Genomic DNA, 26,001 nt, shown 5'->3' with positions numbered 1-26,001 from the left:
AGCATTTATCCTCTTTCGAGCATGAGGTTTATTGTAGCATGTCCTCCTATGTGTGTAAAGAATAGCGGGAAGAGCGATCCCGAAAGGAAGTGTTGGAATGAAAGCAGTTGGTATTGTCGTCGAATATAATCCTTTCCATAATGGCCATCTCTATCATGTGACAGAAGCAAAAAATCAGACAGGAGCTGACCTTGTCATCGCTGTGATGAGCGGCTCTTTTTTGCAGAGGGGAGAGCCCGCTCTCTGCTCCAAATGGTACAGAACGGAAATGGCGCTGGCCAATGGCGTCGACATCGTCGTCGAACTTCCGTATCTATACTCTACCCAAAAAGCCGAATTATTTGCAAAAGGAGCGGTGACCATTCTCGCGGAGATGGGTGTCGACTTTCTCAACTTCGGCAGTGAAAGTGGGGAAATCGACCGGTTTTATTCATTGGTCGAGACGATGGAGCAGTATGAGGAGGCATTTAACCGGCTTGTGAAAGCGAGGATGAAAGAGGGGCTAAGCTACCCGCGGGCGACAGCCGAAGCATTTAAACAGTTGGAGCTTGATCCTGCTACACTCAGCCTTCAGGAGCCGAACAATATTTTAGGCTATCATTATGTGAAAGCGATCCGCGAAGGGAATTACGCGATTCAGGCTTCGACAACGCCGCGTAAGCAGGCCCACTACCACGAGCAAACACTGCCACAAAGCGCGATTGCGAGCGCGACAAGCATCCGTCAGGCATTGTGTGCGGACAAGGAGAATGGCCTGTCGCAAAGCAAGCATGTGATGCCGGAGGCGACTTTCCGGCTGCTGAGCGACTATCAAAGAACCTACACGCTCTTACATACATGGGAGCATTATTTCCCGCTCCTTCATTATAAAGTGATGGCAAGTCCGATTGAGAGCCTTCGTGCTAGCTATGAATGTGAGGAGGGTCTGGAATACCGGGTGAAGGAAATGATGATGACGGCCGTTTCCTTTGAGGACTGGATGACAAAAATGAAAACAAAGCGTTACACATGGACCCGCCTGCAACGGCTGGCAACCCATCTTCTAACCAATACGACGAAGGAGGAGATGAAAGCGGGACTGGCCACGCCGCTGCCGTATATTCGTCTACTCGGGATGACTGCTGCCGGTCGGCGTTATTTAAACGATACGAAAAAACAGCGGCAGCTCCCGCTCGTCACCCGCTTTCCAAAAGGAGAAGCGGTGATGTCCCGGCTGGAGGAGCGTGCCACTGCCATTTATTTATCTGCCCTGCCGAACCGGATCAAAGCCGAACAGATTCAGCAGGAGTTTAAACGCTCGCCAATCCGCCTTCACTAGGAACGTGCCGGCAAATTTTCCAAAAAGGATAGCGCCTCATCAAATGTATCAATCGGGATAATTTTCATCTCGGTGCCGATATCGGCAGCGGCCGCCAATGCTTCCTGATAATTGGAGTCAGGCGCGCCGTTTTCGTTAGGGGCTAGGAAATACTCCGCCCCTTCCTTATCAGCTGCGACAACCTTTTGAGCGGCACCGCCAATCCGGCCAACCTGCCCTTCTTCATTAATCGTCCCCGTTCCGGCGATCGCATACCCTTTTGTCAAGTCTTCTTCATGCAACTGATTGTAAATTTCAAGCGCAAACATCAATCCGGCCGATGGACCGCCGATCTGGCTCGTATCAATATGAACATCAGGGGTAAACGTCAGTTCACGATCGGTTATAGGCTCGGAAATGCCGATCCCGACCCGCTCTGCGGTCAGCCCGAATTCCTCTGGAAATGGCGCGAAGCCGAGTTCAACCACCTCAACACGTCCCTCACGCTTCACGGACAGCCGGACCTGATCCTCAGCTGTTTTCCCATTGAGCAGTTCAATCAGCTGCTCGGCTGTTTGCACCGGTGTTCCGTCGACTTCGACAATATGATCGCCCCGCCGGAGTACGCCGTCTGCCGGCATTCCTTCAATTAACGTGGTCACCAGTACTCCTTTATGTACATAGTCAATGTCTTTTTCGGCATGCTCATAGGCGACGATTTTCGCCGTTTCCTGTGAATTCGTCATCGCCATTAATTGCCGATGCTCATACTGTTCATCCGTTTCCCCTTCAAAGCGGAGCTGCTCTTCCGGGTACAACATTCGATACGGACTGAAACGGGCCCAAACATAGAAAAATAAATTGGCTTTTCCCATTTGCACCGTTGTCAGCATAAAGGAGCCGTCCTCCCTATAGCCATCCTCCACTTCGATCACCTGATCGAGGGCCAGTGCGCCGCCTGGCTGCGAATAATAATACGGAAGCTGAAAGAAATGGATAAAAAGCAAAGCAGCCAGTAAAAAAATCCATCTTTTCTTAAGTAACGGTTTTGATTGTGTCATTGATGCCTTTCCTCCCACTCGCGAATACATTGTTTGATTGCGGCCATCTTTTCTTTTGTTGCTGCTTCTCCACAGGCAATCAGCTGTTCAACCCCGGAAAAATCAAGCGAGCTTGAATGCTTGATGATCGGCCTGATCATCACGGAGCTGTTCATCTCCTGCGAACGGACCATTTCACGCGCCATAATATCCATGCTCTGCATCATCACATCATAGATGGTCGCGAGCTCCGGGTCCGTGCGGAAATAGGATACATCAACGGCGATCGTAATATCTGCTCCCATTTCTTTTACAACAGATACCGGAACGCGGTCAATCACCCCGCCATCGACGAGCATCCTGCCGTTCCATTCTTCCGGGACGAAAATACCCGGAATCGCAATGCTCGCCCTCACCGCCGTGGCGACGTCGCCTGAACGGATGACGACGCGCTCGCCTTTTTTAATATCTGTCGCGACGATCGCCACGGGCGGTTCAAGCTCCTCGACATGTTTGTGCTTGGCCAGAAGTCTGATCAGCTCTTTGACCTTTACCCCCATCACGAAACCGAGCTTCGGCACCGTTAAATCAAGATAGTATTTCCGTCGAAATAAGGTTGCGAACCTTTCCAAATGGGCCACCGATTGACCAGCCCCATATAAGCTGCCGACCAACGCCCCCATACTGCTCCCCGCTATCATATCAATCGGGATGTTTTCATTTCGAAGCGCCTTCAGGACACCGATATGAGCATAGCCGCGTGCTCCGCCTGACCCTAAAGCGAGACCGATTTTAGGACGCATCTGTTTCACCGCCATCTCCCCACTTTAATCAGAACTTATTTTCAATGATATGGTCTATTATGGGCTTGTATACGTATAGTTAAATGAACGGACATGTTTTCTTATTCATGTCTCACGTATGCTTATGTACATGAAGGAGGCCATATATTGATGTCCTTATCCATCACCAAAACCTTTTTGCTTGCCATGGCGAGCATGATATTAGCAGCTTCGTTAATGCTCTATCCAAAGGAATCGCTCGATGCTTCGATTCGTGGTATGGAGATGTGGTGGGATGTCGTTTTTCCATCTTTGCTGCCCTTTTTTATTGTTTCAGAGCTGCTAATCGGCTTTGGCGTCGTCACCTTCATCGGTTCCCTGCTAGAACCGCTGATGCGGCCTTTTTTCCGTGTTCCCGGCGTCGGTGGCTTTGTCTGGGCGATGGGGCTTGCCTCAGGAAATCCGGCCGGAGCCAAAATAACCGCCCGGCTGCGTCAGGAAAAAAAAGTGACCAAAATTGAAGCGGAGCGGCTCGTCTGCTTCACCAACTCATCCAATCCATTATTTATTTTCGGGGCGATCGCCGTCGGCTTTTTCCACAACGCCTCATTAGGCATCATCCTTGCCCTCGCGCATTACATTGGCAACATTTGTGTCGGGCTGTTAATGCGGTTCCACGGACGCGATGAAGAGGCCAAGCAGTCTGGTGAGCGTCCTCCCTTCCGCGGTCTGTCCCATGCGCTAAAGCTGATGCACGAGGAACGCATCCGCGATGGCCGGCCGATCGGCAAGCTGCTTGGTGATGCTGTTCATTCTTCTGTCCGGACGCTTTTAATGATCGGAGGGTTTATTATTTTGTTTTCCGTATTGAACAAAATTTTAAGCCTCGTCGGAATCCAAGCCGTACTTGCTTCGTTTTGTTCTATTATACTCGCTTTTTTTCAATTACCAAACGATTTGAGCATTCCGCTCATCTCCGGCTTGTTTGAAATTACATTAGGAGCGCAAATGGTCAGTCAAGTGACAAATGTTGATCTGCTACCGCAAATCATCGTCACAAGCTTTTTTCTTGCATTCAGCGGCTTTTCGATCCAGGCCCAGGTCGCCAGTATTTTAGCGGAAACCGACATTCGCTTTAAACCGTTTTTTATCGCCCGCATCTTTCACGGCTTTTTCGCTGCAGTTCTCGTCTTTCTCCTGTGGAAGCCGGTATATGTCAATCAGCAGGCCGGCTCCGATGCCTGGCCGAGTCTGCCCGTTTTTCTCGACGCTTCTTCCGACCAGTGGATTCAAACGGTTTGGCAGCCATTCAGCCAATATGGTTCGCTTTTTACCCTTTTGATGCTCGTCACTTTCATTTTATTAACGGCGTCGCGCTCATTAAAAAGTGAATAAAAGGAAGAGCCTGAGCCAAAAGGGGGTCTATGGTCCTTTTGTCTCAAGCTCGATGCCGCTGCCATATTTATCAACCACTGAATTTCTTCTTTAAGGCAGCCGCGACAACCTCGGGAACAATATCGGAGACATCGGCATCATATTTGGCCACCTCTTTGACAATGCTTGAGCTTAAATACGAATAATTATTGTTCGTCATCATGAAAAATGTTTCAATCTCCGGCCCAAGCTTCTTATTGATCGAAGCAGCCTGCATCTCATATTCAAAATCGGATACAGCCCGCAGTCCGCGAATAATTGTTCGCGCCTTTTTTGTTTTCATGTAATCGATCAACAGGCCACTAAACGCATCGACTTCGACATTCTCAATATGCTTCGTCGCTTCCCGAAGCAGGGCGAGTCGTTCTTCGACCGAGAAAAGCGGCTGCTTGTTACGATTATGTAAGACAGCGACAATTACCTTATCAAACACCGCCGCCCCTCTTGAAATAATATCAATATGTCCTAACGTGACAGGATCAAAGCTTCCTGGACACACGGCAATACTAGTCATCGATACTTCCTCCTTCATCCGTATAATTGTAGATCGTAATCGTAGTGTCTCCATATGTTTCGCTGCGCTGTTTGCTCACATCGCCGATGCAATCAGGCAATTCCAGCGCACGGTCGTGCTCACATACGATCGTACATGCTGGCTCAAGCAGATTAAAATCCTGAAGAATCCGGATTTCATTAACGAGATTCTGCTTCGCATAGGGCGGATCGAGAAACACATGGGAGAAGGTCAGCTCTCTTTTTAATAACGCTTTCAAGGCCCGCGCCGCTTCGTTTCGATACACTTCAGCCTGGTCGGTCAGCTCACAGCTCGCTAAATTCTGCTTGATCACTTCCACCGCTTTACGGTTTTGATCGATAAAAATCGCCTGCTCAACTCCCCTGCTCAATGCCTCAATTCCAAGTCCCCCGCTACCCGCATAAAGATCAAGGGCCCGTCCTTCCGTGAAATACGGTCCAATCATATTAAAGATCGCTTCTTTCACCTTATCCGTCGTCGGTCTCGTCGTACTGCCGGGCACCGCCTTTAAAGGCAGTCCTTTCTTATTTCCAGATATGACTCTCATGCCATCTTCACCTGCTTCTTTTCCGAAATTACCTCTTTCATCCTACCATAAAAAAGAGTCGTTATCCTCTTCTGCACTTCATTCGTTTTTTATGTATGAAGCGGGCGCAATTCGTCCATACTGACAGTAGTAGCACTCTTGTTAGTGTTACGACAACCGCGGAGAAGGCTTACGTTTCCCCATAAGTTCTTCCTCCGGTTTCTCCTCTCCCATAGCCTACAAGCATATGAATATATGCATATAGGCACCTCACAAGGACATCCTTGTGAGGTTTTTTTTCTCGACAAAACCGGCAAAATCTGCTACATTTTCAGCTAGAATCGAAATTGACAGAAAGTAGGCATGAGCATGATTCAACGCTTTATTTTATTAGGAGAAGGCTATACGGACTTATATGAACTGTTTGAAATCGCCCGCACGAACCGGCACCGGCTTGAGCGTCTCGTTCAGCTCGATACGGTCATATCCGGACGGAAAAAGTCTTCGCTGGTCGTCATCTTACAACCCGCGGAACCAGGGAAGCTGATGCCGCTCTATCTATCACTGGAAGGCGTTTATCCGCCGGAAGAAAAAGAAACAGAGCGCTATCAGCTGTTCGAGCAGCTCTCCCGTGAACTTGACGCCCCGATTCATCGCCTTGAAGTTAAGCCTTCCGCGGACTTTAACGAGCTTGAGCTTTATTTTCAATATGTAATCGGCGTTCTTCGCCTCAACCGTTTTATCCCGCCCCTTCAGTAGCAAGGAGGGTCTTTTCTTTCCTCCTACAAAAAAGGAGCTTGAAACAAAAGGGGAACTATTTCCTTTTGTTTCAAGCTCGAAGCAGTGTGCGCAGAATGGAGCCGCTGCCATCTTTTTCTCTCTTTTCAAGTTTTACGAAGAGGACATCACGTATTTACCTACATGAGGGGAGAGCCACCGCTCCTGAAATAGACTTTCCACGACCTTCCTTCTCTGCTACTAATATGTTTTTATGACAATGCTTTTTGATTCCGTTGTTGTTCCGCACGAAAGCGCCGGCTGGCGGGTGGAATCACTTTCTTTTTGACGAGCAGCACATTGCCAAGCAGCAGCAATGCCGAAATCAAAAACAGACCGCGCACTCCCGCCGTGGCGACAATTGAACCGCCAAGTACCGGGCCAAGCATATTCCCTAAATACATCGCGCTGTTTGAAAAGCCGTATGTCCGGCTCTCCATTCCGCCCGGGGCGTGAAGTCGGATGAGCGTATTGGCACAAGGCAAAAGCCCACCTAAACAAAGTCCTACAAAAAAACGTAAGCAGATCAGCTGCCAAATTTCCGTCACGAACGCCAGCGGAATCGAAAAGCAAGCGGCACCAAGCAGAGCATAAATCAACACTTGATGCGCACCGACCTTGTCACCGAGCCTGCCAAGCTGTGAGGATCCGAGCATATTGCCAAAGCCAAGCACGGAAACGGCCAAGCCGGCAAAGAGAGCAGCCTGTTCCGGAGAGGTCAGCTCTTCGACAAAGATCGAAAGCAGTGGGTTAACGCCCATAATCGCCAGCTGAATAAAAAAGATCACGAAATAAATCGCAAGGACGGGCCGATGCCCGGTAATCTGCTTCCATTCCTGCCATGTATTCGTCTTCTCTTTGACCTCTGCCGGGGTAAAGGATTCCCTCACGAAAAAAAGCACGACTAGCGTTGCCAGCAGCAGTCCCGCTCCCGTTACAAAGAAAATCATCCGGAAACCGAAAGCCTGCGCCAGGACCCCGCCGATCAACGGGCCACATATCGCGCCGGCAACTGTTCCCGCCTGCAGAAATCCGAGCGCATGTCCCGCCTTCTCCTTCGGCGTATTCGTCGCGACAAGGCCGATTGAAGCAGGAATAAATCCGGCAATCACGCCATTCGCAAGTCGCAGAAGAAGAAGAGATACCGGCCCTGTCGCAAAGCCTGTTAAGCTGATAATCAAAGCCATGCCGAAGCCGGATCGCAAAATCATCATTTTCCGTCCGTATCGATCAGCTAAGCGTCCCCAAAATGGGGAAAATAAAAATGCCGTCAAGAAGTTCGCTCCGAAAATAACGCCGGCCCATAGCCCGATGGCCCCGGGGTCGCTTACACCGAGCTCCTGCAAATAGAGAGGAAGAAAAGGCATAATCATCGTCATTGCACTCATCACAAGAAATTGACAGATCATTAAAATATATAAATTTCGCTTCCACCCGCTCATTCGAATCACTTCCTTATTTCCATTGTATATTTCGTATGACGAAATATACAACCCGCTTCTCCTATGTTTAGTAAAGAGATTGAGCCGGTTTCCATCCATTTCTTCAATTTTCCTGCCATTTAGGCAACGGTTGATTTTCGGGAAACAACAGTATTTCCATTACATGAGAGCATGTACATCCAGCGCTGCTGACATAGCCCTCGCTCTCCGCGGGAAACTGGTTATTTCATTTCCTCCTGGCTTTTTTGGTATCGGCTCTTCGACCTCGCTGCTGGGATGAGGGGCCCCAGGCGGGCGTTGAACAAAGCTAAAAGGGGCTCGAAAGAAATTCATAGAGACAATAGTTGTTTTTGCTGACATAAATCTGAGAAAACTGGCAACATGGCACCGGAGGAACAGCAAACCGACAGGGCCGTCTCCGGAAAACCATATGAAAAATACAAAAACGACTTTGAGCGTCCTATCTCAAAGCCGTTTTCTACGGATCTGAAGAGTGTCCGTAAAGCTTGGACACTCTTAAATCCCCATTTTATAATCATATTCCTTTGCTCTGTCAGGCTTTGCATTTTGAAACTCCGTCGCAATAAACGGTCGCATTGACGGCTTTACTTCACGAACAAAATGAAAGGATTCCAGCTTCTTGATTGTGTCTTCCACTTTTTCCTGATCGCAATAAAAGACGACATACTTCATTTTTTTTGAGACATAGTGAACATGTCCAAACCGGCGTAATTGTCTGGCGAATTTAAGAGAAGTCAGCCACACGGCAATCCCCTGGCGCTTTGAACTTAGCATAGTTTATCTCCTTTTATTCATCTCTTTCTACTGTAACATGGACCGTTTCTGCTCTTCAATCTTCTTTTTGCCGGCTTTCTTAACCGCCACAGCTGCAGCTGCCGCCGGAACCGCAGCCGCCGCTGCATGACATCGAATCAAAGAAAGGATTGCCAGTCGGTACTTTTATCGTCGGGGATACCGCGCGGGCTATGATCTCACTAACCTCATTCAGCAGTGACTCCAGCTCACGCTCCGCCTTTTTAAAAGCGACTACAGTTGGCATGACATCCATTTCACGCTTCCGCTCGCGAATCTCCGTGGAGATCCGCTTATAGTCAGGATGGTACTTCCCGAAGCGCTGCACATCCTCATACTGCTCTTTAATAGCGTTAAACTGCCGGATGCACTCCTGGGCTTCTTTATCTTCTTGCAATTCATTTTTCGTGCGTTTATACTCTGAAAACGGCTCTGATAAGAGAATCGCTTGACTTAACGCGTCCGTTTCTTCCATTAATTCCAATGTCGACATGGTTACAAGCATCACCACACCTCCTCCCCTGCATTATACCACGTCTTGTGAAAAAAACGAATGATTCAACCAGGCATCCCGACTGATTCCTTTCCCTTTCAAGACCCCTGTCCTTAGCATTGACAATCCGCTTATCTATGACTATAATTCATTCGACTTATGTAAAAATGAGAGAAGAAGGGGCGTACACAGTGAAGATTGTTACCTTTAATCCGTTTCGCACGATCGGCATTCCGGGCATTAAGTATGTCAAGCCTGAGCATATGTTTAAGGAACGTGCCAAAATTGCGGAAGCTGATATTTGCCTTTTCCCTGAAAACTGGCAGGTTAATGCACTCGTTTACGGGATGAAAAAGAGCATTTTTCCAAGCATTCAGTCCATCCAGCTTGGCTTTAATAAAATCGAAGTAACCCGCGCACTTTGGAGCGTCTGTCCGGAGCATGTGCCAAAAACGGTTATCCTTGGCCGGAACGACGACAATATTAATCGCGTTTTCGCTGAATTTCCGTTTCCTTTTGTCGCCAAAGAAATTCGTAATTCAATGGGCAGAGGCGTTTTTTTAATCGAGGATCATCAGCAGTTTTATCAATATGCCGAAAACAACCCTTACTTCTATGTACAGGAATATTTGCCGATTGACCGTGATTTGCGGATTTGCGTTGTCGGTGATGAGGTGATTGCCTCCTATTGGCGGATCAATGAGCGCAATTCTTTCCGCAATAATGTCGCCCAGGGCGCCCGGATTTCGTTTGAGGATATTCCGGAGGATGCGGTAACCCTTGTCCAGCAGACGGCCAAACAGCTTGGCATCAATCATGCCGGCTTTGATCTCATTTCTGCCGGAGGCAAATTTTATTTTCTGGAATTCAACACGCTTTTTGGCAATCAGGGCTTTCAGCAGCTGGGCGTCTCCGTCGAACAGCATATTTACAAGTATATTAGCGCGCTTGTTAAAGAGTAACGGAAAAGGTTGAATCAAACCCGTATGGAGAGCGATCATTTTTCACAGCCGAAACTGTAATGGTATGCTCTCCCGGTGCTAATCCTTCAATGATAAATGCCGCTTCGAACAAGGTCGCAACATGCTCATCATCGACATATAACCGCAAATGGCCTTCACCTTGCTCGTGCAAAGATCCAGCCTTTTCCTCTGAAAGCATAAAATCATTGAGAAAGCATTCGACATAGATCCTTTCATCTTTCACCTGATGGGTCACAACCAGCTCCTGCTCTGACTTAATTTCAATCACTTCAACATTTTGCAATGGTGTGACACGGATCGAAGACGAATGAACCTGCTGATCGGCCGCCTCAACATGAAGACTGACTGCACAGATTGTGCTGAAAATAAGAATTGTTAGCCACATCTGCTTCACTCAGCTCACCCCTTCCCTACTGATAGGGTTCCCTGCCGCAAACGGACTATTCGACGATTTTACTGTCCGGCCTGCGCTTGCGCCACTGTCGCCTGCCCCATCCTCAGCATCTCAATCATCATCATCGCCAATCCAAGCTGATTTTGCATTTTCTCGACCCGCTGCGGCAATGTCCGGCCATAAAAATAGTTAGCTTCTTTCTCCATCGCCTGCAATTGTCCCGGATCTCTCGCTAAGCGGCGATACCAGACCGGATGCTGTCTGACATATTGTCGCAGTTCGGGCGAAGCTTGCAGCACTTGCAGCACATCACGTCTCACTTACTCCCCCTCCTTCTTAATCGCGGCGAAATGAAAATGGATGGTCCTGCGGTTTCTGGGAAGGCTGATTCGTCGGCCGCTGGAACGTCTGAATCACGTTTTGGACATTTGCCAGCACCGAGCTGAATTGAGCCAGATGATTTTGCAAGTCCTGAACGTTCATCCGCCGAATCAGGCCCATCACCTGTCCAAGCGTATCAGAAGCCGTTGAAGCTGAGGCTGTATGTGCGGCCGTTTCTTCTTCCGCTGTTTCCTGGGCATGCGAAGTGTCAGCCTTCACTGAACGGTAGGTTTGCCACTGCTCATGCTCGGCTCCCAATACCGACCATTCTTCAAAAATCGTTTGAAGCGAGCGCCGGTTGGCTTTCACTTCGGTAATGAGCGCCGGATGCTGTTTCATAAACTCTTTAAATTGCTGAACAGAAGGGTGTAATTCCTGATTTTTCTCCATTAAATTCACCTTCTTTTTCCTGTCATACTATAGCTTACAAATGAGCCTAGTCCTTGGTTCGCCCATTTTTTAAATTTTTTTGTGACCGGGACGTGAGAGAATGGATCTTGCCGGCAACGGCTCCGCTCATTTAAAAGAAGATGCTAAGACGAAGGCGAAATTGAGTAGTAGAAACATGGCAGCGGCTCCGTTCTGCGCAAATTTGCACCGAAGAAAATCACTTCGGTACAAATGTTAAAAACTTGCGCAGACTCCGCTCCCTGCTTAAAGAGATGTGACGTAAGGAAGAGCCTTGGTCTTTGCAATGGCTCCACTCGCTGCTCCTCTGCCAGGAGAAAACCATTCCTGGCAGACCTCAAAACCTTGCAGCGGCTCCGCTCATTGCTAATAGAAGCTGCCCCGGTCGGGGCAGCTTCTATAAATCAAAGGGGGTCATGAAGTTTTGGGTGTAGTAATCCTGATAGACGCCGACGCCGAGGTGGGTAAATTCTTCATGGAGCAGTGTCGCCCGGTGGCCTTCACTGTTCAGCCAGCCTTCGACGGCCGCTGCTCCGTCTACATACTTCGCGGCAATATTTTCTCCAACCGCTCTAAAGGGAATTCCCCCGTTTTCAAAACGGTCGCCAAGCTCACCGTAGGTCGGCGATGTGTGGGAAAAATAATTTCCCTGATTCATATCCTTACTGTGCAAATAAGCGACGTTCGCTACCTCGTCATCCCATTCAACTGGAGCGAGTCCATGCCGGTGCCGGATCAGATTGGTCAGATCAAATATTTGTCTCGCCTCTCCTTTTTCAATCTCGGCCCATTGCTGTGCCGACAACTCGGGAGCGACCGGCAAATCTCCGCGATATGTCACAGAATAAGGGCGCTGCAAGAGCAAGACTTCTTCCGTCAACAACCGGACACTTGAAAGCTCTCCAGTAAACGTATCAAAATATAGCTGAAGCCATTGATCATCCAGCTGAATGAGCGGACGCATGCGCAAATCTTCATCCGATAACTGAAAACGGAAGCTCCAGTTGACATCGACTTCCCTGGAAAACGAAAGATCGGCGTTTATTTCAGCGTAGGTTTCACCACTGTCGAGAAAGCCTAAATCCTGTAAAAGGTTGCCGGCGATAAAGGCCGTGACAACCTGCGCCTCGTCGACGCCAATTTGCATGTAGGACAATTCGGATAAAGGATAAATCCACCAATCATAGCCATAGGCGGAAGGATCTATTCGCGCCGGCTCACCATACTGCTGCCTCACTTCCTCCTCTCGCATTCCGATCAGGCCAATCGCATCTATGCTCGGGCTGTGATTTTCTTCTGCTGCTAAAAGCTCTTCTCTATCTCCAGTTTGCTCTTCAGGCTCCTCAACAATCTCTGTCACCTCTGAAGAAGAGCCAAACCATTCCTTGATTTGCTGCGCAAACATCGTTTCAAAAGCAATCAGAAAAACAAATAAACAGATCCCGATTCCAACAACAAAGCCCTTTTTCAAGTCAACCCTCTCCTTTTTGCTGCGGCTACTTCTACCTCTTATCTATTTCGAAGTCTTGGCCCTGACTCCTTTCACTAACAATGTAACCTTCTGTCTTTCTCACGATGACCGTGTCGAATCACCCGGCAGCCGCCTCGTAAAGCCAGATTTCCACCCGAAGGTCTTACCCTTTTTTTCCACATTTCAATCTCCATAAAACATTCACCATTCAAACGTTGCAACCGAAGCTTTTTCATACTATCATAAGTAGAGTACATATAATGAATTGGAGGCGTATTCGTAGTGAAATTCGAGCATATAGGACTTGCAGATAAAGAATTTAAATTTGAAACGGTTCGCTACGCTGCAGAATCGATCGGTCTTGTTCACGCAGGACAGTGGGATTACGAGCGGGTCATGTTTGACTACAAAATTGTAAATCAGGATGACATTTATTACCTGCGTTTGCCGGCTTATGCGATTAAAGGGGATATTCCGCATGATGATACGATTATCAAGCTGATGACACCTATTCTGGGTAAACACTATTACCCACATGGTGTCGAATATGAAGGAGAAACCTTCCCGCAGCCAATCATTGACAAATGCAATAAGAAGCTTGAGCTGTTAAAGAAAATGCTTGAGGAAAACGAGAAATAAGAAAAAGGCTGTCCCGCTTTCATGGGTCAGCCTTTTTAAAAACGCGCGGAACGTTACTGTCTTTCCCTGATTGTAACAATGCGCAGCCCTTCATTTCCACCGCGGATCATCTCGTAACGGACGTTTCTCTCAATTATTTTGTCTTCCGTCCGCTCATGTAAAATAACTTTTTCATACGCATCGGCATGAATTTCATCAATTTCATCGACATACACTTTATCAATACGGAAGCTATCTAACGTTTTCGTCGTCTGTTCACTGTGAAGCTCTTCAACATAGCGGCGTAAGGAATGGTAATAGCTGTTATTCGTAATTAAGTATGACTCCATCCGATTAAAGTCACCTGTATTAACGGATTCAACCATCGTTTCCTTATAAGCTCTGGCAAAAGCCGTCACCTCTGCCGTGAGGTCTTCATCTGCTTCAACCAAATGCTCTGGCTCTGTTGAAAAACAGGCCGTACATAAAATGGATATGGACATAATAAATGATAGTACGAGTAGCTTTTTCACGTTAAAACCCCTTGTTTGTTTATCTCTATTTCTCCAGTCTTGCTGATTATAGCATACATCGAGAGCTTAGGTCCGCAGGAGTGAAGAAAGTAATGTGAACACGAAAAAAATTTAAAACGCTTGTCACTGTTAAATATTTCTGCTTCATACTATAATAAAGATAGCTTGTATTGTGTATGAGAGGAGTCCCAAATTGGCAGCACTACTGACAAAACGAACATTTCTAATATTGCTTTCAATTATCATCTTAGTTGTATTAGCCTACTTTATTTTACCAGTCTCTCTACCGCTGATTACAGCCTTTGTGACCGCTCTGATTTTGTCACCTGCTGTTTATATGCTGCAAAAGCGGGCTAAGGTGAAACGAAACATAGCCGTTATGATTATTTTCACCCTGTTTGTTTGTTTTATCGGATTATCAGGCTATTACTTAACGACGCAGGTTGTTACGCAAAGCACCGCCGTTGTTGAAAACCTGCCGCAATATATTAATGATCTAAATCGCGCCTGGTTAAACATGCAACGCAATTTAGAAAATGAATACGAAAACTTACCTCCTGAAATTGTACAGGAAATTAATATTCAGGTCACGAGAGCACTAAATGAAATGCGGGCGACGATCAGTGACCGTAATTTAATCAATGATATCGCTTCGGTCATTTCCAGTATCCCGGGATATCTTGTTACGTTCCTTGTTTATTTAATCGCCTTATTTTTGTTTATGCTCGAACTGCCAAGCTTAAAAGTAAAACTGTTTGCTTACCTTTCCGACAAAACGAAAGAGAAGGTCAATTTTATGACATCCCGTCTTCGTTATGTCGTCTGGGGCTTCATTAAAGCACAGTTCCTAGTCAGTATTATTATCTTTATTGTTTCGCTGCTCGGTCTTTTGCTCATTGCACCCGAAGTTGCGTTACTGATGGCTTTTATTATTTGGATTATCGACTTTATCCCGCTCATCGGTTCCATTGTCATTTTAGCCCCATGGGCCATTTTTCAATTAGTGGCTGGCAATATCGCGATCGGTACACAATTGCTCATTCTTGCCGCGATTCTGCTTATCATCCGGCGGACAGTGGAGCCAAAAGTAATGGGGCAGCAGATTGGCCTTTCCCCACTGGCAACCTTAATTGCGATGTACCTCGGTCTCATGCTGTTCGGGGTCATGGGCTTTATCATCGGGCCGCTGATCGTGATTGCCTTTACGTCTGCAAAGGAAGCCGGGATTATCAAAATGAACTTTAAAGTATAGGAAAGAAAAAGCTGCTGAAAAAGTATGATTTACACTTTTCCAGCAGCTTTTTCGAGTTCAATGGCCTCTGTGAAGCCATTGCCGATAGGTCCAAAGCTAGTTTTGTCTCAGGCTCTCAATAGTACGGGGAGATCATCAAGTAGACGACGACTCCTGTCAGGCTGACATAGAGCCAAATCGGCATCGTCCAGCGCGCGATTTTGCGGTGGCGTTCATTTTCCAGATTCCATGCCCTGGCGACCGCTGTTAAAGCAAGCGGTACAATAACGGCAGCAAGGATGATATGGGTAATCAAAATAAAGTAATACAGTCCCGCCATGAAGCCTGTCCCTCCATATGGAGTGGAAGGCGAGAGGAAATGATACGTTACATACGTAACAAGAAACAATGTCGTCGTAACAAAAGCGGCATAAATAAAGCGCCGGTGGACGGTGATATTTCTTTTTAAAATCGCTGCAAGAGCCGCTACTAAAAATAAGAAAGTAAAGCTGTTAAAGATCGCATTCATCATCGGCAAAATCGTGACATCGAACGCAGTGAAATTTTCGTATCCAGGCAGTCCGGACAGAATAACGACCAATCCGTTCACAAGAATGGTAATCATAATAATAGCTGGTTTATAATTGCGTTTTTTATGGGGACGGTCGATTGCCGTTTCCTTCATATGAATCACTCCTTTTCTCTTTCTTTCCTATTATACATGACCGGCAGCCGTTGCTAAAATTAAAGCATTTACAATCTTATGAACATGACAGAGGGCATCCAAAAAGCGTTCGCTTTCGGATGCCCTCTAAAATCAGCTTAATATTTCACAACACCAAGAAGTAACATTAGCGCAGCAATTGTCGGCATCGTAACAAAGATTCCAGATACCATAAATGCTGTCGCCCAACCGTGATCCTTATCTTTCAGATGCATGAAGAACAGCAACTGAAGCGCAAGCTGGATAACAGCTAAAATCAAGATGAACGGCACGGCAAATGTTCTTGGAATAATATCAGCACTCACCGCTAAAAAAGCAATAATCGTCAAAAAGATCATTAACGCAAACACAATAATTTGCCGACGAATCTCTTTGTTCGTTTTACGCTTTTCTTCTTCTGTCATTGCACTTTTCTCAAATGGTTGACTTAAGTTATCTGCCATACGATCAACCTCCTACTCCCATAAGATAAACGACAGTGAAGATGAATACCCACACTACATCGATAAAGTGCCAATATAACGAGGCGACATAAAATTTAGGAGCATTTGTTAACGTAATTCCGCTCTTATTATAGCGAATGAGGAGCGTCATAATCCAGAACAATCCAAAGGTTACATGAGCTCCGTGCAGACCAACCAATGTGAAAAATGATGAAGAAAATGCACTTGTCGTATAACCGAATCCATGAAGGACATACTCATAGAACTCAAAAATTTCGAATCCTAGGAAGCCAAGTCCGAGCAGGACTGTAATCCACATCCAGATTTTAAAAGTGCCGAAATTATTTTTCTTCATAGCAAACATTGCCAGCACACTCGTCAAACTACTTGTTAAAAGAAGCATTGTCATAATAAAGACTAAAGGGAGCTGGAACATCTCCTGAGAAGATGGACCATCAGCAATCCCATTTCTTAGCCCTAAGTACGTTCCAAAGAACGTTGCAAACAGAATTGTTTCACCACCAAGGAAGAACCAGAAACCGAGAAACTTGTTTTTCCCTTCCAATGTCGCTCTCTCAGGATGCGAAGGAAGCCCTTTTGAAGTGTCAACTGCACCCGCCATTTCTTAGTTCCCTCCTTTCGACTGCAAATCAGCTTTAATCGTTTCCACAGGAATATGATAGCCGTGGTCTTCTTTGACTGAACGAATAAACATACAACCGAATGTAATCGCCAAACCGCCAACCGCTACAATCCAAGGATTAATAAGCGGATTTTCCATGTTTAGCATGATAAAGCCAAAACCAGCAAAGTAAAGACCAACTGCCATAATTAATGGTAAAATGGAGCCGTTCGGCATATGAATCTCACCTAGCGGTTCAGCCGGCTTCATTGTCCCGTCACCATGCACCTTTTCGTAGAAAAGTGGATCCAAAGAACGAATCTGTGGAGTTTGTGCAAAATTATACTCAGGTACTGGAGTTGGAATTGACCATTCAAGTGTACGAGCATCCCAAGGGTCAGCAACTGTGACGCGCTCTCCTTTGTACGCAGAGTAAATGATGTTAATTACCAGGATAATGACCGCTGTTGACATGAAGAATGTCCCGATCGTACTGATAAAGTTAAAGGCATCAAGCCCTTGGTCGCCAAGATACGTGTATACACGACGCGGCATACCCATTAGTCCTAGCAAATGTTGAACAAAGAATGTTAAATGGAAGCCGATATAGAAAATCCAGAAAAACAGCTTACCAAGCGTTTCATTCAACTTATGACCGAACATTTTCGGATACCAGTAAAATAATCCGGCAAATAATGCAAGAACGATACCACCAACGATAATGTAATGGAAGTGAGCAACAACAAAATATGTGTCATGATACAGGTAGTCGACCGGCGCCATCGCAAGCATAACCCCTGTGACCCCACCAAGTACGAATGTCGGTACGAAAGAAGAAGCAAACAGCATCGCTGTATTAAATGTAATCTTCCCGCCCCACATCGTGAAAAGCCAGTTAAAGATCTTAATCCCGGTCGGAACGGCGATTGTCATCGTCGCCACCGCAAAAATGGAGTTTGCAACAGGTCCCATACCCACTGTAAACATGTGGTGAGCCCAAACCATGAAGCCTAGGAAGGCGATGATCATTGTCGCAAATACCATCGCTGTATAACCGAACAAACGCTTTCTTGAGAAGGCCGGAATAACTTCTGAAATAATACCGAAGGCCGGCAATACAAGAATATATACCTCAGGGTGACCAAAAATCCAGAAAATATGCTGCCAGAGTACAACGTTCCCCCCCATGCTCGGTATGAAGAACTGCCCATCAAAGAGACGGTCAAGCATAAGAAGAGCAAGGCCAGCAGCAAGTGGTGTGAAAGCAAATAAAATCAATGTTGATGTAACAAACGATGTCCAGACAAACAATGGTAAACGCATCATTGTCATACCAGGAGCACGCATGTTCACAATCGTTACTAGAAAGTTAATCGCTGATACAAGCGTACCAATACCCGCTACTTGAAGACCGAGCACGTAAAAATCCAACCCAAGTCCGGCATAATCACGGCTTGATAACGGAACATACGCTGTCCAACCAGCATCCGGACCGCCGCCAAAGAACCAGCTTGTGCTAAGCAAAAGTCCACCGGCCATGAAAATCCAGAAGCCAAGGGCGTTTACAAATGGAAACGCCACATCCCGCGCTCCGATTTGGAGGGGAATCACAAAGTTCATAAACCCGAATAACAAAGGTGTAGCCGCTAAAAAGAGCATGATTGTACCATGCATCGTAATGAATTCGTTAAATGTTTGCCCACTTAAGAAATCCATTTGAGGATACATGAGCTGGATCCGCATAAAAAGCGCCATTACACCAGCTTTAACAAAGAAAAGCGCCCCGGCGATCAAGTACATTATACCAAGTTTTTTATGATCAACCGTTGTTAACCAATCCCAGACGACGCTTTTTTCCTGTTTATGTGTAGCCAAAGGGTTAACCTCCTCTTTTTTCAATTTGTCTTTATTGTTCATTCACAGATAGCGAACGAAGGTAAGCAATAAGTGCTTCCATTTCTTCGTCACTAATTTGCGGGAAAGAAGGCATGTTATTCCCTTGCTTCAATGACGCCGGATCACGAATCCACGCAGCAAGATTTTCATCATCATTTTCAAGATAACCCGCAATAACCTCACGATCAGCAAAGTTCGTCAGCGCCGGCCCAGCAGCAGTACCGGTTCCACCGACAGCGTGACAGCTAATACAGCTTAAGCCGTCAGCGCCGAAAAGCTCGCGACCTTGCTGAGCAAGGGCATCCGTCGGCTCTTCAACTTCAGCCTGCATGTTTGCAACCCATTGATCATACTCAGGTCGCTCCAAGGCGATGACTTTGAAGTCCATCAAGGCATGAGCAGGACCACAGAGCTCGGCACACTTCCCTTTATAAGTGCCTGGCTCATCCGCTTCTAACCAAATAGAGTTCGTAATACCAGGAATCGTGTCAATCTTACCACCTAATGCCGGAACCCAGAAGGAGTGCATAACATCTTGTGCATGCAATTCAAATAGCACCTTCTCACCGACAGGTATGTACACTTCCTGACCAGCAGTAAATCCTTCATTTTCATAATCAAACTGCCACCAGAACTGGTGACCTGTTACTTTAATTTCGACAGTATTCTCCCCAACTTCAGGATCCGGTTCGTCATCTGCCATCATAAATGTTCCCGTAATTGTTGGAACAGCTAAAATGATTAGCAGGATAATGGGAATAACTGTCCATGTGATTTCCAGTGCCGTACTCCCGTGAACTTGTTTAGGAAGCTCATCGTCACCAGCTTTACGACGATACTTTGCAAGGATAATGAAAAAGATTGCAAATACGACAATTGTGACAAATGCCATAATATACAAAGATAAAAGCATTTTGTCAAAAATCCATTGTGACTGCGGCCCCTTTGGATCGAGGGCAGTTAAGTTTGTTTCTCCCAGACAGCCAGTTAGCAAAAAGACTAACAATGAGAGAGGTAGAAAACGCCATACGGTTTTCCTTAGTTTCATCTGACAATCCAACCTCACTTTCATAACGTAGCTCATCACTACAAATAGTTATATCTATAATCATCGTTCCTTCACTTAAAAGAGGTGAACAATGACCATTAGAACAAATAGAATGGTTAAGTAGTTTAATGAGTAGACAAACATCAGTCTGGCCCATTTTATATCATCTTTCATCTTAAAGCCGGCAATGCCAAGAACTAACCAGCCAAGCCCAAGCACAGCGGCCACGATTGTGTAAACAGTGCCAAAGGGATAGAGCATAAGAGAGACAGGCAACAATGCTGCTACATAGACAACTATTTGACGCTTTGTCATCGCAAACCCGGCAACAACTGGAAGCATCGGAATTCCGGCAGCCCGGTACTCTTCGACGCGCTTCATTGCCAGTGCGAGAAAATGCGGCGGTTGCCAGAAAAACATAATAAAAAATAACAGCCATGCATAAGAATGAAGGCTTCCATCAATCGCCGCCCAGCCAATAAGTGGCGGAACAGCACCTGAGAAACTACCTACAATCGTATTAAGGGTTGTCGTGCGCTTTGTCCACATCGTATATAAAACGACGTAAATAAAAAGCCCGATCAGACCAATGACAGCAGCAGTCGGTGTCGTCAAAGCAAGGAAAACAAGTCCAAGAGCCGCCTGCAATAACCCAACCAGTAAAACATGATTGGCTGAAAACCGTCCAGTTACTGTCGGACGTTCTTTCGTTCGTTCCATAATATGGTCAATATCACGATCAATATAGTTATTTAATGTACAGCCTCCTGCCATTACAAGCGCTGCACCTAACAAACCAAAAACCATGGCATCCAAATGTGCTCCGATTCCATTGCTTGTATACACAGCTGCTAAATAAATACCGGCAAATGTCGTAAGTAAGTTGGAAGTTACGATTCCTTGCTTGGCAAGTACTAAATAATCTTTCCACGACCTTTGCTGCGTAGTGGCAACTGGTGGCTCTGACATCACATCCGTTGCTTCAAAAGCAGTATTGGTCTTATTCATCAAATCTTCACCCCCTTTGTAGAATTAACCTTCTTTAATACTCTTCTACAAAAAATAAATTAGGCGAATGTTAGCTCCCCTAATATCTGTCACAATCACATTATATATCAAATTCTACTCCGTTTCATTAAAATCCTGAGTTTCACATTATCTTCACATTTGCTGTAAATGCCATAAAAATTTCACTCAGGCTAAATTGACTTTTATGTCCGATATTCTATAAGATCAATTTGAGCGATCTAATGCCCTTGCCTACTCTAGCATATTTTTCACCAATTTTATAGAGGGTATTCAAAAAGGTTTGTTTTCCTTTTTCGGCTTACATTTCGAAATAGAAAGAAAGGTGGAGTGAATGCATAGAAAATTAAAGATTTATGGCATTCTGACCTCAATTGGTATTCTTATCGTCCTCCTTCAGGGAGCACTTGTTACAAAAACGGGATCCGGTGAAGGATGTGGAGCAACCTGGCCGCTCTGCTTCGGCGAAGTGATCCCGACAAGTCCGGCAATCGAAACGATTATCGAATACAGTCATCGGATCGTTTCCGGCCTGGTTGGCGCGATGATTATCGTCCTTGCCATCTGGTCGTGGAAGCAGCTGAAGCATGTCAAGGAAGCGCGGCTGATGGCCATTCTATCCGTCATCTTAATTATTTTCCAAGGTTTGCTCGGAGCCGGCGCGGTCGTATTCGGTCAATCCAACACGATTCTCGCCCTTCATTTCGGTATCTCAGCGATGTCACTCGCATCCGTCGTGCTTTTAACCATTCTTTCCTTTGAAGATGGAAAGGAGCGGCCAGTGACCGTGCACGTAACTAAACGATTTAAAGCCTTTTTCTTTATTGTCATTACATACTGCTATGCTGTTATTTATACAGGAGCGTATGTAAAGCATACCGAAGCTACCCTATCCTGTGCCGGCTTTCCCCTTTGTAACGGACAACTGTTCCCGGGATTAACCGGTCCTGTCGGCGCTCATTTCATCCACCGTGTTACGGGTATTCTTCTTTTAATCCTTTTATTCGTGATGATGGTCTGGGTGCTGCGTCATTACAAAACGCAGCGGTTGCTTGTCTGGATCAGTGTGATCTGCTTCCTGCTTGTTACAGCGCAGCTCATTAGCGGAGTATCCGTCGTCTTTACACAAAATCAGATTTTGACAGTCGGCTTGATGCACGCTCTCATTATCTCAACATTATTTTCCGCCCTTTGCTACCTTGCAATGATTTTATTTCGCAAGCGGGCGTATTGACCAGTTCCATGAGGATATCCTGCGGCCTGTAAAGCCGAGGGTATCCTCTTGTCATTCATACCCATTATTGTTTATTCTTATACCGCTGGCGAAGGTCGCCTGAGCATGAGAAACGGGTGAGACAAAACTGGCTTTGAGCTACCTCATTACAAAAAAGCTGCTGAAAAGTGAAAATTGAACTTTTTCAGCAGCTTCCAGTTCCGTATATTGCGTAAGAGCTGGGCAAGGATACAAATAACCTTTGTCCCGGCTTGAAGCAAGGCGCAGAGCTTTTCTCCTCTTATTGGACAGGAGTGACTTCGATCAGCAAATCCCCTGTTAAAATCGGTTCACCGCTTTCCACATAAACATTTTCAACGACACCATCAAACTGAGCCTGAACTGTCGTTTCCATCTTCATCGCTTCGGTAATCATCAGGTGATCACCTTTTTTGACTTTGTCTCCTTTTTCAACGAGCGTTTTTACAACCGTTCCCGGCATGGAAGCGCCGATTTGATTTGGATTGCTCTGATCGACTTTTGGACGGGCGATTGTTTTTGTTTCAACATTAAGATCCTTGATCACCACTTCACGCGGCTGACCGTTCAGCTCAAAGTAAACAATCCGGGTGCCATCATCCTTCGGCTTAGAAATCGAAACGAGCTTCACAATCAGCGTTTTTCCTTGTTCAATTTCCACTTCAATTTCTTCCCCGAGACGCAGCCCGTAGAAAAAGGTTGGCGTATCCAACACCGAAACATCGCCAAACTGCTGCCGGAATTGTTCAAAGTCGAGAAATACCTTAGGGTACAGTGCATATGACAGCAGATCATGGCTTGTTATTTGACGGCCGAGCTTCTCAAACAGCTCCTTCTGGATCTGTTCAAAATCAACTGGCGGCATTGATTCCCCCGGCCGGCCTTCCAGTTGTTTGCGTCCTTTTAAAATAATGTCCTGCAGTTTTTTTGGAAAGCCTTGATATGGCTTGCCGAGCTGACCTTGAAACAGTTCCACAACGGAATCCGGAAAGTCGAGTTTATCTCCTTTTTCATACACATCCTGCTCTGTCAAGTCATTTTGCACCATGTATAACGCCATATCGCCGACCACTTTCGACGATGGTGTGACTTTGACGATATCGCCGAACATGTCATTAACCGTACGGTACATTTTCTTTACTTCATTCCAGCGCGAGCCGAGACCAACCGCTTTCGCCTGCTGCTGGAGGTTGCTGTATTGCCCGCCCGGCATTTCATGCTCGTACACCTCCGTATGCGGCGCATTCATCCCGCTTTCAAAGCCGGCATAAAAGGAGCGCGTCCCTTCCCAAAATTCAGCGAGCTGCTCGAGCGCGTCGATATCGACATCAGGCTGGCGCTTCGTCCCGCTGAGCGCATAATATAAGCTGTTCGCACTCGGCTGCGACGTCAGACCGGCCATCGAGCTGACCGCCACATCGACGATGTCCACTCCGGCTTCTATTGCTTTCGCGTACATGTACACGCCATTCCCGCTCGTATCATGAGTATGAAGATGAACCGGGATATCCACCGCCGCTTTCAGCTCCGTAATCAGCTGATAGGCCGCTTCCGGCTTTAACAGACCGGCCATATCCTTGATCCCGAGAATATGGGCCCCGGCCTGCTCCAGTTCCTTCGCCAAATTCCGGTAATAAGCCAAATCATATTTCGGGCGAGCCGAATCGAGAATATCTCCCGTATAGCAGATCGCGGCTTCCGCCACCTTCCCACTGTTACCGACGGCATCAATTGCCAGCCGCATCCCCTCGACCCAGTTTAAGCTGTCGAAAATGCGGAAAACATCAATGCCAGCCGCCGCTGACTTCTCGACAAACTCTTCGATGACATTGTCAGGATAATTCGTGTATCCGACCGCGTTGGAAGCGCGCAACAGCATTTGGAACAACAAATTCGGCATTTGCTTGCGCAGCGTCAATAGCCGTTCCCACGGATCTTCATGAAGGAAGCGCATCGTTACATCGAACGTCGCCCCGCCCCACATTTCCATCGAAAACAGATTTGGCAGCATCCGCGCTGTCGGCTCAGCGATTTGCTTCAAATCATGGGTTCTGATTCTCGTCGCAAGCAGTGATTGATGAGCGTCGCGGAACGTCGTATCCGTCAATAAGACATTGCTTTGCTCCTTGACCCACTTCGTCAGTCCTTCGGCGCCGTGCTCATCAAGCAGCTGTTTTGTTCCGGCCGGAATCGGTTCCGTATATTTGAGCTTCGGCACAACAGCCTTTGTCAGCACCGGCTTTTTCACTTTTTCCAGCCCTGGATAACCGTTGATAATCGTCTCGCCGATAAAGGACAGCATCTTCGTCCCGCGGTCTTTCCGCTTTGGAAAGACAAACAGCTCAGGTGTCGTATCAATAAAAGATGTATTGTATTCGCCCGAAAGGAAATTCCGGTGCGTCACGACATTTTCCAAAAAGGCAATATTGGTTTTAATGCCGCGAATTCTAAATTCCTTCAGATTCCTCACCATTTTCGCCGCGGCGCTTTCGAAGGTCAGCGCCCACGTCGAAACCTTAACGAGCAGCGAATCATAATAAGGCGTAATCACCGCTCCCTGAAAGCCGTTGCCGGCATCAAGCCGCACGCCGAACCCGCCGCCGGAGCGGTACGCATTAATCCGCCCTGTATCCGGGAGGAAGCCATTGCCCGGATCCTCCGTCGTCACCCTTGACTGGATCGCGTAGCCGTGGCAGATGATGTCATCTTGCTGTGGAATACCGAGCCGCGGGCCATGGAGAGGCTCGCCGTCAGCGATAAAAAGCTGCGACTGGACGATATCGATGCCCGTGATCATTTCGGTGATCGTATGTTCCACCTGCACGCGCGGATTGACTTCTATAAAATAAAACTCTCCACTTTCGGTCACGAGAAACTCAACCGTTCCGGCATTCACATATTGGACGTTTTTCATTAATTTTACAGCCGCATCGCAAATATTTTCCCGTACCTCATCAGACAGCGAGACACTTGGCGCTACTTCTACTACTTTTTGATGGCGGCGCTGCACCGAGCAATCGCGCTCATATAGATGAACGATTTCACCATGCTTATCGGCAAGAATCTGCACTTCAATATGCTTCGGATTTTCGATAAACTTCTCGACGTAGACTTCATCATTGCCGAAAGCAGATTTCGCTTCGGACTTGGCTCGTTCATACGATTCCTGCAAATCAGCGGCCGACTTGACGATTCTCATTCCCCGTCCACCGCCGCCAAGCGAGGCTTTAATAATAAAAGGATAGCCGTGTTGATCAGCGAATGCCTGAACATCGGCGATGCTGTTTACCGGTCCGTCACTTCCCGGGATGACGGGAAGGTCGGCTTTGATTGCCTGCTGCCGCGCCTGAACCTTATCGCCAAACATCACGAGATGCTCTAATTCCGGCCCGATAAAAATAATCCCTTCTTCCTCGCAACGTTTCGCAAATTCGATATTTTCAGATAAAAAGCCATAGCCCGGATGAATCGCATCCACTTCCTGCAGCTTGGCAATTTCAATGATCCCCTCAATATCGAGATAGGCGTCGATCGGTTTTTTCCCTTCACCGACCAAATAAGCTTCATCTGCCTTATAACGGTGAAAGGCTCCTGTATCCTCTTTAGAGTAAATTGCCACCGTACGAATATGTAATTCTGTACACGCCCGGAAAATCCGAATTGCAATTTCTCCCCGGTTTGCTACGAGCACTTTCTTAATCGTCGTTAAACCCTCCATAAAGGCCTCCTCTTCTACTCTCTTTTGTCTACCCTGATTGTACAATTGTTTTCTTAATAACTCAAGTAACAGCACTCTTTCCTATGGTATGTCTGTACTTCGAGCTTCTTCTTA

Annotated in this window: 26 protein-coding genes; 7 read left to right on the top strand and 19 right to left on the bottom strand. The window is 46.7% G+C overall.

The window, feature by feature from the left end; genetic code table 11:
• Positions 1-97 precede the first annotated feature (97 nt).
• A complete protein-coding gene (locus M3212_RS00890) occupies positions 98-1,318 on the top strand; it encodes a nucleotidyltransferase (protein ID WP_251192041.1) in 1,221 nt (406 codons plus the stop codon).
• Here the strand turns inward: M3212_RS00890 and M3212_RS00885 are convergent.
• Positions 1,315-2,358 (bottom strand): SepM family pheromone-processing serine protease, encoded by a 1,044-nt coding sequence (locus M3212_RS00885; RefSeq protein ID WP_251192040.1) that lies wholly within the window; start codon positions 2,356-2,358, stop codon positions 1,315-1,317. The genes M3212_RS00890 and M3212_RS00885 overlap by 4 nt on opposite strands.
• Complete coding sequence (locus M3212_RS00880; protein WP_251192236.1) at positions 2,355-3,140, bottom strand: patatin-like phospholipase family protein; 786 nt, start codon at positions 3,138-3,140, stop codon at positions 2,355-2,357. The genes M3212_RS00885 and M3212_RS00880 overlap by 4 nt, the downstream gene beginning before the upstream one ends.
• 150 nt (positions 3,141-3,290) lie before the next feature.
• Between M3212_RS00880 and ylbJ the strand changes: the two genes are divergently transcribed.
• Positions 3,291-4,514, top strand: a complete 1,224-nt coding sequence (ylbJ, locus tag M3212_RS00875) for a sporulation integral membrane protein YlbJ (protein WP_251192235.1) — start codon at positions 3,291-3,293, stop codon at positions 4,512-4,514.
• Between the two features lie 70 nt (positions 4,515-4,584).
• On the opposite strand, the gene coaD is transcribed toward ylbJ, so the two are convergent.
• Positions 4,585-5,067 (bottom strand): pantetheine-phosphate adenylyltransferase, encoded by a 483-nt coding sequence (coaD, locus tag M3212_RS00870; RefSeq protein WP_251192039.1) that lies wholly within the window; start codon positions 5,065-5,067, stop codon positions 4,585-4,587.
• The gene (rsmD, locus tag M3212_RS00865; protein ID WP_251192038.1) at positions 5,060-5,635 is read right to left on the bottom strand and encodes a 16S rRNA (guanine(966)-N(2))-methyltransferase RsmD; all 576 of its coding nucleotides are present in this window, start codon (positions 5,633-5,635) and stop codon (positions 5,060-5,062) included. Before rsmD ends, coaD begins: the two co-directional genes overlap by 8 nt.
• A gap of 348 nt (positions 5,636-5,983) precedes the next feature.
• Between rsmD and M3212_RS00860 the strand changes: the two genes are divergently transcribed.
• Positions 5,984-6,373, top strand: a complete 390-nt coding sequence (locus M3212_RS00860) for a DUF7147 family protein (RefSeq protein WP_251192037.1) — start codon at positions 5,984-5,986, stop codon at positions 6,371-6,373.
• A gap of 230 nt (positions 6,374-6,603) precedes the next feature.
• Here the strand turns inward: M3212_RS00860 and M3212_RS00855 are convergent, their stop codons facing one another.
• The 3 genes from M3212_RS00855 to M3212_RS00845 form a co-directional block, all read right to left on the bottom strand.
• Positions 6,604-7,833, bottom strand: a complete 1,230-nt coding sequence (locus tag M3212_RS00855) for an MFS transporter (RefSeq protein WP_251192036.1) — start codon at positions 7,831-7,833, stop codon at positions 6,604-6,606.
• 516 nt (positions 7,834-8,349) lie between these two features.
• Positions 8,350-8,628: a YlbG family protein gene (locus M3212_RS00850; protein ID WP_251192035.1), complete on the bottom strand. Its 279-nt coding sequence runs from the start codon at positions 8,626-8,628 to the stop codon at positions 8,350-8,352.
• Positions 8,629-8,707: 79 nt separating this feature from the next.
• Positions 8,708-9,151 carry a YlbF family regulator gene (locus tag M3212_RS00845; RefSeq protein WP_251192034.1) on the bottom strand — a complete coding sequence of 148 codons (444 nt, stop codon included), beginning with the start codon at positions 9,149-9,151 and terminating at the stop codon, positions 8,708-8,710.
• 179 nt (positions 9,152-9,330) lie between these two features.
• Here M3212_RS00845 and M3212_RS00840 point away from each other — a divergent pair, with 179 nt between their 5' ends.
• A complete protein-coding gene (locus M3212_RS00840) occupies positions 9,331-10,101 on the top strand; it encodes an ATP-grasp domain-containing protein (RefSeq protein WP_251192033.1) in 771 nt (256 codons plus the stop codon).
• Here the strand turns inward: M3212_RS00840 and M3212_RS00835 are convergent.
• The 4 genes from M3212_RS00835 to M3212_RS00820 form a co-directional block, all read right to left on the bottom strand.
• Entirely contained in the window at positions 10,091-10,516 is a 426-nt protein-coding gene (locus M3212_RS00835) for a hypothetical protein (RefSeq protein WP_251192032.1), read from the bottom strand. The two genes, M3212_RS00840 and M3212_RS00835, sit on opposite strands and share 11 nt — an antisense overlap.
• Before the next feature lie 59 nt (positions 10,517-10,575).
• Positions 10,576-10,836, bottom strand: coding sequence for a YlbE-like family protein (locus M3212_RS00830; RefSeq protein ID WP_251192031.1), 261 nt, complete (start codon positions 10,834-10,836; stop codon positions 10,576-10,578).
• A 16-nt stretch (positions 10,837-10,852) separates the two neighbouring features.
• Positions 10,853-11,287, bottom strand: a complete 435-nt coding sequence (locus M3212_RS00825; protein ID WP_251192030.1) for a YlbD family protein — start codon at positions 11,285-11,287, stop codon at positions 10,853-10,855.
• 415 nt (positions 11,288-11,702) lie between these two features.
• Positions 11,703-12,776: a CAP domain-containing protein gene (locus M3212_RS00820; protein ID WP_251192029.1), complete on the bottom strand. Its 1,074-nt coding sequence runs from the start codon at positions 12,774-12,776 to the stop codon at positions 11,703-11,705.
• 282 nt (positions 12,777-13,058) lie between these two features.
• On the opposite strand from M3212_RS00820, the gene M3212_RS00815 reads away from it, so the two are divergent.
• Positions 13,059-13,415 carry a YugN family protein gene (locus tag M3212_RS00815; protein WP_251192028.1) on the top strand — a complete coding sequence of 119 codons (357 nt, stop codon included), beginning with the start codon at positions 13,059-13,061 and terminating at the stop codon, positions 13,413-13,415.
• Between the two features lie 53 nt (positions 13,416-13,468).
• Here M3212_RS00815 and M3212_RS00810 read toward each other — a convergent pair whose 3' ends face one another.
• A complete protein-coding gene (locus M3212_RS00810; RefSeq protein WP_251192027.1) occupies positions 13,469-13,927 on the bottom strand; it encodes a TcaA NTF2-like domain-containing protein in 459 nt (152 codons plus the stop codon).
• A 193-nt stretch (positions 13,928-14,120) separates the two neighbouring features.
• Here M3212_RS00810 and ytvI point away from each other — a divergent pair, with 193 nt between their 5' ends.
• Positions 14,121-15,179, top strand: a complete 1,059-nt coding sequence (gene ytvI, locus M3212_RS00805) for a sporulation integral membrane protein YtvI (protein WP_251192026.1) — start codon at positions 14,121-14,123, stop codon at positions 15,177-15,179.
• 115 nt (positions 15,180-15,294) lie between these two features.
• Here ytvI and M3212_RS00800 read toward each other — a convergent pair whose 3' ends face one another.
• The 6 genes from M3212_RS00800 to cyoE all read right to left on the bottom strand — a co-directional run bounded on the left by M3212_RS00800 (position 15,295) and on the right by cyoE (position 20,899).
• Positions 15,295-15,843 carry a DUF420 domain-containing protein gene (locus M3212_RS00800; RefSeq protein WP_251192025.1) on the bottom strand — a complete coding sequence of 183 codons (549 nt, stop codon included), beginning with the start codon at positions 15,841-15,843 and terminating at the stop codon, positions 15,295-15,297.
• 137 nt (positions 15,844-15,980) lie between these two features.
• Positions 15,981-16,325 carry a cytochrome C oxidase subunit IV family protein gene (locus tag M3212_RS00795; RefSeq protein ID WP_251192024.1) on the bottom strand — a complete coding sequence of 115 codons (345 nt, stop codon included), beginning with the start codon at positions 16,323-16,325 and terminating at the stop codon, positions 15,981-15,983.
• 4 nt (positions 16,326-16,329) lie between these two features.
• Positions 16,330-16,947, bottom strand: coding sequence for a cytochrome (ubi)quinol oxidase subunit III (locus tag M3212_RS00790; protein ID WP_251192023.1), 618 nt, complete (start codon positions 16,945-16,947; stop codon positions 16,330-16,332).
• A 3-nt stretch (positions 16,948-16,950) separates the two neighbouring features.
• On the bottom strand, positions 16,951-18,822 hold the full coding sequence (gene ctaD, locus M3212_RS00785; protein WP_251192022.1) for a cytochrome c oxidase subunit I: 1,872 nt from the start codon (positions 18,820-18,822) through the stop codon (positions 16,951-16,953).
• Between the two features lie 31 nt (positions 18,823-18,853).
• Positions 18,854-19,891, bottom strand: a complete 1,038-nt coding sequence (gene coxB, locus M3212_RS00780; protein ID WP_251192021.1) for a cytochrome c oxidase subunit II — start codon at positions 19,889-19,891, stop codon at positions 18,854-18,856.
• Between the two features lie 75 nt (positions 19,892-19,966).
• The gene (cyoE, locus tag M3212_RS00775) at positions 19,967-20,899 is read right to left on the bottom strand and encodes a heme o synthase (RefSeq protein ID WP_285873890.1); all 933 of its coding nucleotides are present in this window, start codon (positions 20,897-20,899) and stop codon (positions 19,967-19,969) included.
• 352 nt (positions 20,900-21,251) lie between these two features.
• Between cyoE and M3212_RS00770 the strand changes: the two genes are divergently transcribed.
• A complete protein-coding gene (locus tag M3212_RS00770) occupies positions 21,252-22,151 on the top strand; it encodes a COX15/CtaA family protein (protein WP_251192020.1) in 900 nt (299 codons plus the stop codon).
• Between the two features lie 280 nt (positions 22,152-22,431).
• Here the strand turns inward: M3212_RS00770 and pyc are convergent, their stop codons facing one another.
• Positions 22,432-25,887, bottom strand: coding sequence for a pyruvate carboxylase (gene pyc / locus M3212_RS00765; protein WP_251192019.1), 3,456 nt, complete (start codon positions 25,885-25,887; stop codon positions 22,432-22,434).
• Positions 25,888-26,001 lie beyond the last annotated feature (114 nt).

This window comes from Halalkalibacter oceani (assembly GCF_023715705.1).
GTDB lineage: Bacteria > Bacillota > Bacilli > Bacillales > Bacillaceae_D > Halalkalibacter > Halalkalibacter oceani_A.
Note: the sequence above shows the minus strand (reverse complement) of the source record. Positions and strands in the feature narration are given on the sequence as shown.

Bases quoted from the DNA above. Each gene is read 5' to 3' on its own strand.
- M3212_RS00890 (WP_251192041.1), top strand. From the start codon at position 98: ATGAAAGCAGTTGGTATTGTCGTCGAATATAATCCTTTCCATAATGGC.
- M3212_RS00885 (WP_251192040.1), bottom strand. From the start codon at position 2,358: ATGACACAATCAAAACCGTTACTTAAGAAAAGATGGATTTTTTTACTG.
- M3212_RS00880 (WP_251192236.1), bottom strand. From the start codon at position 3,140: ATGCGTCCTAAAATCGGTCTCGCTTTAGGGTCAGGCGGAGCACGCGGC.
- ylbJ (WP_251192235.1), top strand. From the start codon at position 3,291: ATGTCCTTATCCATCACCAAAACCTTTTTGCTTGCCATGGCGAGCATG.
- coaD (WP_251192039.1), bottom strand. From the start codon at position 5,067: ATGACTAGTATTGCCGTGTGTCCAGGAAGCTTTGATCCTGTCACGTTA.
- rsmD (WP_251192038.1), bottom strand. From the start codon at position 5,635: ATGAGAGTCATATCTGGAAATAAGAAAGGACTGCCTTTAAAGGCGGTG.
- M3212_RS00860 (WP_251192037.1), top strand. From the start codon at position 5,984: ATGATTCAACGCTTTATTTTATTAGGAGAAGGCTATACGGACTTATAT.
- M3212_RS00855 (WP_251192036.1), bottom strand. From the start codon at position 7,833: ATGAGCGGGTGGAAGCGAAATTTATATATTTTAATGATCTGTCAATTT.
- M3212_RS00850 (WP_251192035.1), bottom strand. From the start codon at position 8,628: ATGCTAAGTTCAAAGCGCCAGGGGATTGCCGTGTGGCTGACTTCTCTT.
- M3212_RS00845 (WP_251192034.1), bottom strand. From the start codon at position 9,151: ATGCTTGTAACCATGTCGACATTGGAATTAATGGAAGAAACGGACGCG.
- M3212_RS00825 (WP_251192030.1), bottom strand. From the start codon at position 11,287: ATGGAGAAAAATCAGGAATTACACCCTTCTGTTCAGCAATTTAAAGAG.
- M3212_RS00800 (WP_251192025.1), bottom strand. From the start codon at position 15,843: ATGAAGGAAACGGCAATCGACCGTCCCCATAAAAAACGCAATTATAAA.
- M3212_RS00795 (WP_251192024.1), bottom strand. From the start codon at position 16,325: ATGGCAGATAACTTAAGTCAACCATTTGAGAAAAGTGCAATGACAGAA.
- M3212_RS00790 (WP_251192023.1), bottom strand. From the start codon at position 16,947: ATGGCGGGTGCAGTTGACACTTCAAAAGGGCTTCCTTCGCATCCTGAG.
- coxB (WP_251192021.1), bottom strand. From the start codon at position 19,891: ATGAAACTAAGGAAAACCGTATGGCGTTTTCTACCTCTCTCATTGTTA.
- cyoE (WP_285873890.1), bottom strand. From the start codon at position 20,899: ATGAATAAGACCAATACTGCTTTTGAAGCAACGGATGTGATGTCAGAG.
- M3212_RS00770 (WP_251192020.1), top strand. From the start codon at position 21,252: ATGCATAGAAAATTAAAGATTTATGGCATTCTGACCTCAATTGGTATT.
- pyc (WP_251192019.1), bottom strand. From the start codon at position 25,887: ATGGAGGGTTTAACGACGATTAAGAAAGTGCTCGTAGCAAACCGGGGA.